Below are 12,379 nucleotides of genomic sequence, written 5' to 3'. Positions count from 1 at the left end.
ACAGGCGCCGGGAACCTTGCCGTGCCTGGGGTGCACCAGGGGCGTGGCCGCGGGAGTGGCGGTGGAAAGGCGACACGAGAGTCCGGGAGCCGGGTCTGGCCTCGCGTCCATGGTCGGTGGCGGGGCAGTGCTTTGGCGGGAGGGGGCGGCGGCCAGCCCGGCAGGGCGCGGGGCTGGCCGACTGGGGGCGCGCTCAGACGTTCTGGCGCACCCAGCCCACGATGTCGGCGGCGCTTCTGGCCCCGGAGATGCGAGCCTTTTCCTTGCCGCCCAGAAACAGGGCCAAGGTCGGCACGCCCTGGATGCGCATCCGGTTGGCGATGGCGGCTTCCTCCTGGGTGTCGCATTTGGCCAGGATCACCCGCGGGTGGAGCATGGCCGCAGCCTGGTCGTAGGCCGGGGCCATGCCCCGGCACGGGCCGCACCAGGGAGCCCAGAAATCCACCAGCACGGGCAGGTCGCTTTTGGCCAGAAACACGTCGAAATTGGCTGCCGTCAGGGTGATGGGATGGGGAGCCAGAATGGGGGCACGGCATTTGCCGCACACCGGGCCGCTGTCCAGGCGTCCGGTCTGGACGCGGTTTATGGCCTGGCACTTGGGGCACACCGCATGGATGGAATCGGGCATGGCGTCCTCGCAGGGGCTATTCGTCGCTCATGGAGAAATCAACGCGGATTTTAAAGAGCCGGTCGGCCGGCAGGTTCAGGATGGGGATTCCGGTCTTGGCCGTGATGGCCGCCAGTCCTTCCCGGATGGCCTCGCGGGAGGGGCCGATCATGGTGAACCAGATGTTGAGCGCGTGGGCGCGCAGATAGTTGTGGGTGACGCCGGGATGGGCGTTGACCGCGGCCGTGAAGGCGTCAAGCTTTTCCGGCGGCACCGAGGCGGCGCACAGGGTTGATTTGAAGCCGATCTTGGCCGACTGGAAGTTGGCTCCGATGCGGCGGATGATGCCTGAGGCTTTCAGGGCCCGGATGCGGGCCAGGGCTTCGGCCTCGGTCAGGCCCACCTGTTCCCCGATGGCCGCATACGGGCGCGGGGCAATGGGAAAACCGGTCTGGATGATGTCGAGAATGCGTTTGTCCGTGGCGTCCATGGTTACCGTGCTTCTGTTGGGGGTGGGGATTCTCGCTCCACCCGGTTGCGTCCGCCGGTCTTGGCCCGGTACAGGGCCTCGTCGGCGCGTTTGAGCATGTCCTGGCCTTGATCGTTTGGCCGGAAAACAGCCAGCCCGAAGCTGGCCGTCACCGGGCCGGCGGCGGCAAAGGGCGTCCCGGCCACGGCCTGGCGCAGGCGTTCGGCCATTTCCAGCCCGCCCTTGGCGTCGATGCCCGGGGCCACCACCACGAATTCCTCGCCGCCAAACCGGGTGAGGCGGTCCACCTGGCGCAGGCAGCCCCCAAGACGGGCCACCAGTTCGATCAGGACGCTGTCGCCCACGTCGTGGCCGTAGGTATCGTTTATGGCCTTGAAGTGGTCGATGTCCAGCATCACCACGGCCAGCGGCATGGCGTAGCGCTGGCTTCGGGCGGTCTCGGCGGCCAGGACGTCGCCGAGCTTGCGCCGGTTGAGCGCCTTGGTCAGGGGGTCGCGGTTGGCCAGATCAAGCAGTTCCCGGCGTTCCAGCTCCAGTTCCGTGATGTCGGTCAGGGTGAGCAGGCAGCGGTTTCGCCCGGGGAGTCGCGTGACGCCGACCTGGAAGACCTGGGGCGGGCTGTGGGGCCGGTCCGGGCGCACCAGCCGCAGCCGGTGGTCGCGGTCCAGGGCGTCGTCAGGCAGGCGACAGGCCCAGGCGGCCAGTCCCTGCGGCGGCGGCGGATCAGCCAGAAACCGGTCCAGGGTCAGGCCCCTGGCCTTGAATTCGCCAATGCTGCCAAGGCCCATGAAGCGCAAAAAAGCCCGGTTGAGGCTTGCGACCTCAGGCCCGTGGAGCACGGCCGAGGGATTGGGCGATTCGTCCAACAGGTGGCGCACGAGTTGCCAGCCGTCCTCGGCGAAACGGCGGGCGGCGATGTCGCCGACCGCGTCGTCGAGGGCCTCTTCCAGGGACTTCAGGGCAAAGGGCCGCACCACGCAGCGCAGGCCGGGCAGGGCCACGGTGGACAGGACCGCCACGATGTCTTCGGCCGTGCCGGCCAGAAACACGGCCATGTGGGGATTTACGCCCTGCATGGCCGCCAGCAGGCCGGCGGCCGGGCCATCCGGCAGGCGGGCGGCCACCACGGCCAGATCGGGCTGGCAGGCCGGGGCCATGTCCCGGGCTTCGGCCAGGGTTTCGGCCTGGACGACCACGGCAAAGCGCGGTTCCAGGAGCGCGGCCAGCACCGCCCGGGCCGTCGGATCAGGCTCGGCTAAAAAAGCGGTGAGACGCCGGGGCGCGCTGGCTGTCTCCGGTGGCTGGTGGGTCATGGCCGGGTCTCCCTGTCTGGCCGGCTCGGCCGGCCTGGCCTAGTTGGCCTGGTTGGGTAAATAAGACGGATCGCAACCCTTGTCATCGCTTGGCGAATGAGACACAGTGGCATGGTCGGCAATGTTCCGGCAAGGAGGCGAACCATGCGTCGTCAGCGCACCGCACGTCTGCTCCTGGCCTTGAGTTTGTGTCTGGCCGGACTTTTGGCCGGCCACGAAGCTGCGGCCCAACCTGTGGTGGTCTACCCCCCCGGGGTATTATCCGCCGCCCGGCTACGGACCGTATCCGCCCTATCCGCCGTACCCCGGCTATCCGGCCTATCCCTATCCGGTCTATCCCCCGCCGGGACCGGGCGTGGTCATCAATCCCTGGGGCGCGCTGGGGCTTCTTCCCGGCCCCGGTTACCGACCCGGTTACCGGCCCGGTCCCGGCTATGGGCCGGGGCCTGGCTTTAGGCCAGGACCCGGCTTTGGGCCTGTGGGGCCCGGCCCGGTGCCGGTTCCTGTTCCCGGCCGGGGGATCGGTCCCCGACCCGGCCCCGGCCCGGGGCCCATTGGTCCGGGGCCGATGGGGCCGGGACCAATGGGTCCGGGGCGGCCGGGCTGGCGGTGACGCCGCCGCTGCGCCCTGTTTGCCTGGAAAGCCCGCCCTGGGGCGGGCCAAGCCGTTTGTGAGGAGTCGCCCATGCTGCGTATGGTCCCGTTTGTCCTTGTCCTGCTCCTGCTGGCCGGTTGCGCCGGCAAGAGCGCAGCCTCCCGGCCGGAACTGGCCGGCACGCCCACGGTTTATGCCGAGGTGCTCAGCCCGCCCAACCCGCTGCTGGTCGGCTGCTTCATGCGGTCGCGGCCCTCGGAGTTCAACCGTCCCAACACCTACCATTATTGCCTGGTGGAACGGGGCGGCAAATATGCCGTGTATTACAATTGGCGCGACGGCAAGTCCGGCGAGGAGCACAAGGGCTGGATGCCGTTTACCATCGACGGCGACAGGCTCATAAGCGGCACCGATCCCAGCGCCTTTGTGGTCAAAAACGGGGCGGTCTGGCACAGCTACGGCGGCCGGGAGACCCAGCACCGCATGTTGCCTGAATAGCCCCGGTTGGCCCGGACTGCGGGCCGGACGCCGGGCCAACCGCATCTCCAATACCGGCCCGGCACAACGTGGCGTGCTCCGTTGTGCCGGGCCGGTTGCCCGTGGGGGCCGGCTGTTGCGGTTGCCGGGTCTCTTCCCCGTCCCCGCCCGGGACTGGCGGACGGAAATCGCATCCTTTTTTCTCTTTCTAGACGGTACGATTTCCGGTAAAATTCACAATACGCTGCGTGTCTCTTCGGGTGTGTCGCCTGGAGCGACACACGCCGCGTTTTGATGACGGGCTACAACCCGCAGCGCTCGCGGGATTGGTTGCGCCATAGATGGCTGTGTGGTGCGAAATACGGTTTTTAACGGTGAGGCGAACCATGTCGAAGCCAACGAAACTCTCTCATCGGGTCAGCGTCAGATTGTCCCTGAGCTATGCCATCCTTGTCATAGCGCTTATGCTGGTTGGTTTCACAGGGTTTTATGCGGCCAAGGTGATCAGCAGCAATCTGGAAACGCTGTTCGTCCGGTTCCTGCCGAGCGTTGACGCGCTTATTGAAGCGGACCGCGACCTGCACCAGCTGCTGGTGGCCGAACGGTCGATGCTGTTTACCGAAGTCGATTCCGAGCGGTTTAAGAAGCTGCAAAGCGCCTACGACACCAACCTCAAGCAGACCAAGGATCGCTTCGGCACGTTTAAGTCCCTCATGGCCACCCCTGAGGAAAAGAGTCTGGCCGGACAGTTCGATCAGGCCCTGCAGAAGTGGGAGGCGACCTCGGCCAGGGTGGTCAAGGCCCGGCTGCGCAACACCGACGAAGGCACCGCAGAAGCCATGGCCCTGTCCCAGGGCGAGGCCGACCAGCAGTTCGAGGCGATGCGGGAGTATATCAACAAGCTGACGGAACTGGAGTTGGGCTACTCGGCTGAGCGCAACACCGAATCCAAGGCTCTTTACGAACGCACCGTCCAGGTCATCGTGGGACTGACCGGGGCCATGATCCTGTTTGCCATCCTCACCGGCTGGCTGATCATCCGGGGGCTTTTGCGCAAGCTTGGCGGCGAACCGGACGAGATTGCCGCCATCGCCCGGCAGGTGGCCGTCGGCGACCTGTCCCTGGCCTTTCACGACAGCGCCCATCCGGAGAGCGTCTACGAGGCCATGCGGGCCATGGTGGCCTCCTCGACCCTGGTGGCCGAGGCCGTGGGCAAGCTGGCCCTGGGCGACCTCGACGTGACCGTGGCCCCGCGTTCGGACAAGGACACCCTCATGCGCTCCCTGGCCGCGCTCATTGCCGCTGAAAACAACATCGCCGCCCTGGCCGGCAAGCTGGCCCTGGGCGATCTCAACGTGACCGTGACCAGACGGTCGGACAGCGACCGGCTGCTCATGGCCATCGAACGGCTTATTGCAGCGGAAACCGAGATCGCCGCCATCATGGGACGCCTGAGCCAGGGCGAGCTGGCCCTGACCGTCACCCCGCGCGACCCGGCCGACAAACTGCTCCACGGCTTAAGCGAAATGATCGCCAAGGTCAGCGCGGTCATCCGCGAGGTCCAGGACGGTTCGATCAACGTGGCCACGGGCAGCGAACAACTCTCCGCCTCCTCCTCCTCCCTGTCCCAAGGCTCCACCGAGCAGGCCTCGGCCGTTGAGGAATCCTCTTCGGCCATGGAGGAAATGGCCGCCAGCATCAGCCAGACCGCGGACAACGCCAAGCAGACCGAGGCCATCGCCGTCAAGGCCGCCCGGGACGCCCAGTCCTCGGGCGAGGCCGTGGTGCAGACCATGACGGCCATGAAGGCCATCACCAGCAAGATTTCGATAATCGAGGAAATCGCCCGCCAGACCGACCTGCTGGCCCTCAATGCCGCAGTCGAGGCGGCCCGGGCCGGCGAACACGGCCGGGGATTTGCCGTGGTGGCTTCGGAAGTGCGCAAGCTGGCCGAGCGCAGCCAGGCAGCGGCAGCGGAAATCACCGGACTGGCCGCGACCTCCACGGAGATCGCCGACAAGGCCGGCCAACTGCTGCAAAAGCTCGTGCCCGACATTCAGCGCACCGCCGAACTGGTCCAGGAAATCAATGCCGCCAGCCAGGAGCAGAGCCAGGGGGCCGGGCAGGTGAACCAGGCCCTGCAACAGCTCGATCAGGTCATCCAGCAAAACGCCGCTGCCGCCGAACAGATCGCCTCCACTTCGGAGGAACTCTCGGCCCAGGCTTCCCAATTGCAGCAGACCAGCGCTTTTTTCCAGGTGCAGCGCGACGACGACTACCGGCCGGGCACCGGCCAGGGCGGCCGTCGCCAGGGCATGCCGCCGTCGGCCCGGGGCAAGGCCCTGGCCCGGCCGGCCGGCCGCAGGATGCCGGGTTCGGTCATTGCCCTGGATGATGCTGACCCGGACGACGCCCGTTTCGAACGCTACTAAGGCCTGTGGGGCCGCAAGAGTGCCCGGCTCTGCCTGGGTACAGGAAGGCCGGCGGGACAGTGTGTCCCGCCGGCCTTGTCTTTATCGGGCAGTGGCTTCACTGCGTCTGGCATCCAGAAAATACAGCACCGGCACCACCATGCGCGAGAAGATGGTGGCCGCCACTTCCCCGGCCATGAGCGAGATGGCCAGCCCCTGGAAGATGGGATCGAAAAGGATGACAAAGGCCCCGGCCACAACGCTCACCGCGGTCAGCAGCATGGGCCGGAAGCGCACCGCCCCGGCCTCTTCCACGGCCTGGGCCAGGGGAATGCCCTCGGCCCGGCGCAGCTCGATGAAATCCACTAAGATGATGGAGTTTCGCACCACGATGCCGGCCCCGGCAATGAAGCCGATCATGGACGTGGCTGTGAAAAACGCCCCGGCTGCGGCATGGGCCGGGATGATGCCGATGAGGGACAGCGGGATCGGGGCCATGATGGCCAGGGGAATGGTGTAGGAGCCGAACCAGCCGACCACCAGCACGTAGATGAGCACCATGACCACGGCAAAGGCCAGCCCCATGTCCCGGAAGACCTCGTAGGTGATCTGCCACTCCCCGTCCCATTTGAGGCTGTAGTCAAAGGTCGACTCCGGGGTGCCGTTCCAGAGAATCGGCAGCGGCGTTTTGGCCGCCTCCTGCCACACGCCAAGCCCCCGGCTGCCAAGCTCGGCCAGGGCGTCGTTGATGCGGCCGATGGCGTAGATGGGGCTTTCCTCGCTGCCGGCCACATCGCCGGTGACGTAGACCACGGGCAGGAGGTTTTTGTGGTAGATGCGGCCGGGCTGGGTGACCGTGGACACGGCTGCGATCTGGGCCAGGGACACGAGCCTGCCGCCGCTGCCGGCCACGGCCACCGACTCCAGGCTCCCGGCGTCCGGGCGCAGCCGGGGCGGCAGGCGCACCACGATGGGGGCGTCCTCACGGGCGTCGTCGTCATGGAGAAGCCCGGCCACGGTGCCGGAAAAGGACGCGGCCACGTCACGCAAGGCCCGGTCCGGGTCGATGCCGGCGGCCAGGGCCTTGTCGCGCTCGATGCGGATGACCTTTTCCGGCCTGGGGTCGTCCACAAACCAGTCCACATCCACCACGTCGGGAGTATTTACCATGGTGTCGCGCACCTGCCTGGCCAGCCGCTCCCGGCCGGCATCGGTCGGGCCGTAGATCTCGGCCACAAGCGTTTGCAGCACCGGCGGTCCGGGCGGGGCCTCCACCACCTTGATCCGGGCCCCATAATGGGCGGCGATGGGGACGAGGGTTTCGCGCACGGCCTTGGCAATGGCGTGGCTTTGCTGGCTGCGCGCACTTTTGGGCGGCAGATTGACGGCGATTTCCGCTTCGTTCTGGCCGTTTCGCAGGTAATAGTGGCGGATGAGCCCGTTAAAGGTCATGGGCGCGGCCGTGCCGGCATAGATGACGGCGTTGGTCGCGTCAGCCCGGGCCAGGGCCGCGTCGGTGAGGGCCCGGGATACGGCTGTGGTCTGCTCCAGGGTCGTGCCGCGCGGCATGTCCACGACCACGGCGAATTCGCTCTTGTTGTCGAAAGGCAGCATCTTGACCAGCACGGCCTTGGCCGGAAAAAGGGCGCAGGCTCCGGCAAACAGGGCGGCGACCAGGGAAAGAAAGCCCCAGCGCCAGACCGGGCGCTTGAGCAGCCGGTCCATGAGGCGCAGATAGAGCCGCGTGCCCAGGTCGTCGGGGATGGCGGCGTGGTCGGTCTTGCCCGGCCGAAGGGTGCGTTTGGCGGTCCAGGGCGTGACCAGAAAGGCCACCAACATGGACAGCAGCATGGCCACCGACGCGCCGATGGGCATGGGCCGCATGTAGGGGCCCATGAGTCCGCCGACGTAGGCCATGGGGGCGATGGCGGCGATGACGGTGAAGGTGGCCAGGACCAGGGGGGCGCGCACCTCGCCGACCGCGGCGACGATGACCTGGGACAGGGGTTTTTGGCGCGCACCGGGCAGGCCCAGGTGGCGCACGATGTTTTCCACGTCCACGATGGGATCGTCGACCAGGATGCCGATGCAAAAGATCAGCGCGAAAAGGGTCACGCGGTTGAGCGTGTAGCCCATGAGCCAGTAGGTGGCCAGGGTCACGGCCAGGGTGACCGGCACGGCCACCATGACCACCAGGCTGGCCCGCAGCCCCAGGAAGATGGCCACCACCCCGCCGACGGTGACGGCCGCCAGGATGAGGTGCATGAGCAGTTCATCGACCTTGTGCCGGGCGGTCTCGCCGTGGTTGCGGGTGACGGTCAACTGCACATCGGCCGGCAGGATATAGCCGCGAAGGGCCTCGATGCGCGCAAGGGCCGTGTCGGCCAGTTTGGCGGCATTTTCCCCGGCCCGCTTGGCAATGGACAACGTGACGGCCGGATGGGCCTCGCCAGGGCGCACGGCCGCGTCTTCGCCTCCGACCCCGGCCATGGCCGGTCCGGGAACGAAAAAGACGTAATCGTCCGGTTCGTCAAAGGCGTCGCGCACCGTGGCCACGTCGCCAAGATAGACCGGCCGGCCGGCCTCGACGGCAATGACGGCCCGGGTGATCTCCTTTTGGCTGCGAAAAAAATTGTCCAGGCGAATGGCCAGGGCCGTGCCGGCCTGGAAGGTCTCGCCCACGGCGCTGGCCGTGTTCTGTTCGCCAAGGGCGGTCAGAACGTCCACGGCGTCCAGGCCCCGGGAGCGCAGGCGGTCGGGGTCGAGTTCCACCATGACCGCCCGCTTGCGCCCGCCGGTCAGGATCGTCTCGCCGATGCCGGGGATGCGGCGCACCTCGTCGTTGACCGCCGCGGCCATGGTGCGCAACTGCCGGGAGTCGTAGGGGCCGCCCCACAGGGTGACGGCCAGGATCGGCACGTCATCGATGGACCGCGGCTTTAGAATCGGCCGGCTGCATCCGGGCGGAATCCAGTCGAGGTGCTGGTAGAGCTTGGCATAGGCGGCAATGAGGCTGCGCTCGATGTCCGCTCCCACGGCAAAGCGCACCACGGTCATGGCCTCGCCGTCGCCGGCCGTGGAATAGAGGTATTCCACCCCGGCAATCTCCCACAGAATGCGCTCCATGGGGGCGATCACCCGGTTTTCGATCTCCTTGGGCGTGGCTCCGGGCATGGAGACGTGGACGTCAATCATGGGCACGACGATCTGCGGCTCTTCTTCGCTCGGCGTGGCCGAGACGGCCATGATCCCGGTGAGGATGGCGGCCAGGATAATGAGCGGGGCGAGTTTGGAATCGACAAACAGGGCGGTTACGCGGCTTAACCAGTCGCCGTGGTGTCCGTGGGGTTCGGGTGCGGTCACTTGGGCGCTCCGGGGAGACGGTCGCCGTCGCGAAGGACGGTGGTTCCCGGACAGGCCAGTTTGTCGCCGCCGGCCACGCCGCTGAGGATTTCGACGAAGCGTTCGTGGTCGTCGGCGGCGTCAAAGGCTTCGGAGTCGGTGACGTAGGTGGCCCCGCCAAAATCCACGGCCAGGAAGCTGCCGCCGGTCTTGACCACGCCAAGGCGCAGGGTGCCGGCGGCGTCGGCCGTGGCCACCATGGGCAGGTCGCCGCGAAGGCTCAGGCATTTTGCCGGCACGAGGAGCTTTGCCACAGTGCGGGCCGGCACGAACACCCGGCCGAACATGCCGGCCCGGGGCGGCCCGGTGGCGCCGGGCACCTCTCCCGGCAGGGCGCATTTGAGCTTGAAGGTGCGGTTTGCCGGATCGACCCGGCCGACGATGGCCGAGACGGTCACGGCAAAGGGGCGCGGGGCCAGGGAGGGCACCCCGGCGATGATGGTCTGGCCCTGGCGCACGGCGGTCAGCAGGGATTCATCCACCTGGGCGGTCAGCTCGAAGCCGCCGGCGGAGGCGTCGATAAGGGCCAAGGGCGCTCCGGCCGCGACGTAGGCTCCCTGGTCCACATAGCGCCGGGCCAGGATGCCGTCGAAGGGGGCGGTGATGCGGGTGTAGGCCTCAAGGGCGGTCAGCTCGCCAAGCTTGGACACCACGGTCTGTTCCTTGGCGGCGGCAGCGTCGATCTGCCGGGACACGGCGTCGAACTCGGCCTTGGCCTTGTCGAAATCCTCCTGGCTGACCGCCCGCTGGGTGAGCAGCCGGCCGATGCGTTCCATGGTGGTCTTGGCCAGCCCGGCCCGGGCAACCAGGGCCTGGCGTTCCCGGGAGACCTGCTCGCGCTCGGCCAAAAAGCCCTGGCGCTGGCTGACCAGATCCTTGTCGTCCAGGCGCAGGATGGGCGCGCCGGCGGTCAGCCGGTCACCCTCACGGGCCATGACCGCCTCCACCGTGCCGGAAATCTTGCTGGCCAGGGTGACGCTTTGCTCAGACTCCACCTGGGCCGGAAACGACCGGCATTCCACCACTTCGGTGCGCGCAGCCGGTCGCACCGGCACATCGACGATACGCGCTGCCGGGGCCTTTGGTGGTTTGTCGCCGGAACAGCCGGTCAGGCAGGCCGCGAGGAGACACAGTGCCGGGAGGATGTATTGCATGATCCAGGGAATTGCATCGGCAGGCGCGCTTGTCAACGCAGGGACCGACTTTTACGCCCTCGATTGTGCAATGCCCCAAAAGTAATTTCACATTGAAAAGATCGGAAATTGGGTGGTTCAGGGGCCGGGAAAGCGCCAGGGCGCACCCGGAGCGAGGTTGACGCCGTCCACCCGCCAGCAGTCCGGGCCGAGGTCGAGCAGGTTTAAGCGGCAGTAATCCTGGCCCAGGCGAAACAGCCGGCGCAGATCGATGCCCAGGGCATGGCAAAGGATGGTCCGGTTGACCCCGCCATGGGCCACCACCAGCACGTTGCCGCACACCGATTCCAGTTCGTTAAGGGCGGCCACGGCCCGGTCCTGGACCTCGGCAAAGCTCTCGCCGCCCTCGGGGCAAAACCCGGCAATGTCGCAGCCCCGGCGTTCGTAGGCCCCGGGGTAGCGGTCCCGGACCTCGTCCACGGTCAGCCCCTCAAAGGCCCCAAGGGCAATCTCGCGCAGGCGCGGCTCCGGGCGCACGGCCAGATCACGCCCGGCAAGGATGATGGCGGCCGTCTCCCGGCAGCGGCACAGGTCCGAGGCAACGGCACAGGCAAAGGGCACGTCGGAAAACGCCTCGCGCCACAGGGCGGCCTGCCGGCGTCCGGCCTCGGTCAGGGGATGGTCGGTCTGGCCGATAAACCGGCGCGGTTCCTGCTGGACGATGGCACCGTGGCGCAGGAGAAAAAGCGTGCTCATAAGCGGCCCTCCCAGGGCAGGCCGGTTTGGGCCAGGACTTCGGCCAGGGGGCGGGACAGGGCCTTTGTGACCCGGTTCAGCACGGCCAGGGCGTTTTGGCGGCGGCGGGTGATGGCGGCTGTCGCCTCGGGGTCGTGGGCAAAAAGGGTCAGTTTCTGGCCAAAGCGTTCGGCCACGGACACCAGCCGGCTGCCGTGGACGAATTTGTCGGCCAGATAGACGATCTCCCGTTCGGTTATGGGGGCATCGGCCGGCAGTTCGAGGTCGCGGTGGGCGGCGACAATGGCTGCGGCCCGGGAAAAGCCCAGGCGCTCAAGGAGCCTGCCGCCTTCGGCCTCATGGTGGGGCCGGCCCTTGGCCACGTCGTGGAGCAGGGCGGCGGCTTCGGTCAGTTCGAGATCGAGGCCGGCCCCGGCGGCATTTTGCGATCGGGCCAGGGCCACGGCCACGGCGGCCACGCCCCGGGCATGGGCCAACCCCTGGGGCGGCACGGCCTGGATGGCCAGCAGGGCCTCGGCCTCGGCCGGGCTTGGGCAGTCTGCCCGTTTGGCCAGGGCGGCCAGGGCGGCGTAGTCGTCCGGGGTGTCCATGTCGGCCAGGGTCAGGCTGTCGGGCACGGGGAGTTCCTCAAAGGGAAAGGGGTCCAGGGCGGCGCGCAGGCCGCCGTCGCCGGCATAGTCCAGGATGGCCGGGATGAGGCCGGCGTCCAGGCAGGGCGGGTGGCCGCGCTGGCCGGCAAAGGCCGGGTAGAGGACGGGCGGGGCGTCGCTCTCCTCGGCCCGGTCCAGGAGCCGGGCCACGGTTGCCGGCCGGAAAAGCGGCACATCGGCCGGGGTCAGCAGCAGCCGGCGGCAGTGCGGCCACAGCCCGGCCACGGCGGCCAGGGCAGTGGTCACCGTGGAGAACATGCCGCGCTGGTAGTGTGGATTGTTGACGAAGTGTAGGCCGAGGCGGGCGGCTTCGGCGGCCACCTCGTCGCCCCGGTGCCCGCCGGCCACGGCAATGCGCTCCACACCGGCCTGGCGAAAGGTGTCGGCCAGCCGGGCCAGGGGGGTGCGGCCGGCCAGGGGCAGCAGCGGTTTGAGCGGGCCGGCCATGCGCGAGGACAGGCCGCCGGCCAGGATGACGGCGCAGACAGCGGGCCGGGGGGCGTCGGGTGGTCGTGCCATGGGGCAAGTGTCGGGGCTGGCCGGCT

Annotated in this window: 9 protein-coding genes; 2 read left to right on the top strand and 7 right to left on the bottom strand. The window is 68.0% G+C overall.

Annotation, left to right across the window (positions count from 1 at the left end):
- Positions 1 to 193: 193 nt before the first annotated feature.
- Genes DVDV_RS01660 through DVDV_RS01650 form a run of 3 tightly spaced genes read right to left on the bottom strand, consistent with a single transcriptional unit; the run spans position 194 to position 2,410 of the window.
- Complete coding sequence (locus DVDV_RS01660) at positions 194 to 628, bottom strand: co-chaperone YbbN (RefSeq protein ID WP_075352989.1); 435 nt, start codon at positions 626 to 628, stop codon at positions 194 to 196.
- Positions 629 to 644: 16 nt separating this feature from the next.
- The gene (locus DVDV_RS01655; protein WP_075352988.1) at positions 645 to 1,097 is read right to left on the bottom strand and encodes an AsnC family transcriptional regulator; all 453 of its coding nucleotides are present in this window, start codon (positions 1,095 to 1,097) and stop codon (positions 645 to 647) included.
- Between the two features lie 2 nt (positions 1,098 to 1,099).
- Positions 1,100 to 2,410, bottom strand: coding sequence for a diguanylate cyclase (locus DVDV_RS01650; RefSeq protein WP_075352987.1), 1,311 nt, complete (start codon positions 2,408 to 2,410; stop codon positions 1,100 to 1,102).
- A gap of 685 nt (positions 2,411 to 3,095) precedes the next feature.
- Here DVDV_RS01650 and DVDV_RS01645 point away from each other — a divergent pair.
- Together DVDV_RS01645 and DVDV_RS01640 are read left to right on the top strand one after the other, a co-directional pair.
- Complete coding sequence (locus tag DVDV_RS01645; RefSeq protein ID WP_075352986.1) at positions 3,096 to 3,503, top strand: hypothetical protein; 408 nt, start codon at positions 3,096 to 3,098, stop codon at positions 3,501 to 3,503.
- Positions 3,504 to 3,868: 365 nt separating this feature from the next.
- Complete coding sequence (locus DVDV_RS01640; RefSeq protein ID WP_254845187.1) at positions 3,869 to 5,914, top strand: methyl-accepting chemotaxis protein; 2,046 nt, start codon at positions 3,869 to 3,871, stop codon at positions 5,912 to 5,914.
- 81 nt (positions 5,915 to 5,995) lie between these two features.
- Here the strand turns inward: DVDV_RS01640 and DVDV_RS01635 are convergent, their stop codons facing one another.
- From DVDV_RS01635 to DVDV_RS01620, 4 genes are all read right to left on the bottom strand, one after another.
- Positions 5,996 to 9,256 (bottom strand): efflux RND transporter permease subunit, encoded by a 3,261-nt coding sequence (locus tag DVDV_RS01635; RefSeq protein WP_075352984.1) that lies wholly within the window; start codon positions 9,254 to 9,256, stop codon positions 5,996 to 5,998.
- Positions 9,253 to 10,449 (bottom strand): efflux RND transporter periplasmic adaptor subunit, encoded by a 1,197-nt coding sequence (locus tag DVDV_RS01630; protein ID WP_139311475.1) that lies wholly within the window; start codon positions 10,447 to 10,449, stop codon positions 9,253 to 9,255. The genes DVDV_RS01635 and DVDV_RS01630 overlap by 4 nt, the downstream gene beginning before the upstream one ends.
- A 117-nt stretch (positions 10,450 to 10,566) precedes the next feature.
- A complete protein-coding gene (locus tag DVDV_RS01625; RefSeq protein ID WP_075352983.1) occupies positions 10,567 to 11,184 on the bottom strand; it encodes a histidine phosphatase family protein in 618 nt (205 codons plus the stop codon).
- Positions 11,181 to 12,353: a DVU_1551 family NTP transferase gene (locus DVDV_RS01620; RefSeq protein WP_075352982.1), complete on the bottom strand. Its 1,173-nt coding sequence runs from the start codon at positions 12,351 to 12,353 to the stop codon at positions 11,181 to 11,183. The genes DVDV_RS01625 and DVDV_RS01620 overlap by 4 nt, the downstream gene beginning before the upstream one ends.
- Positions 12,354 to 12,379 lie beyond the last annotated feature (26 nt).

Origin of the sequence: Desulfovibrio sp. DV, from assembly GCF_001936595.1 — a bacterium.
GTDB lineage: Bacteria > Desulfobacterota > Desulfovibrionia > Desulfovibrionales > Desulfovibrionaceae > Solidesulfovibrio.
This window is presented reverse-complemented; position numbering and strand designations above follow the sequence as displayed.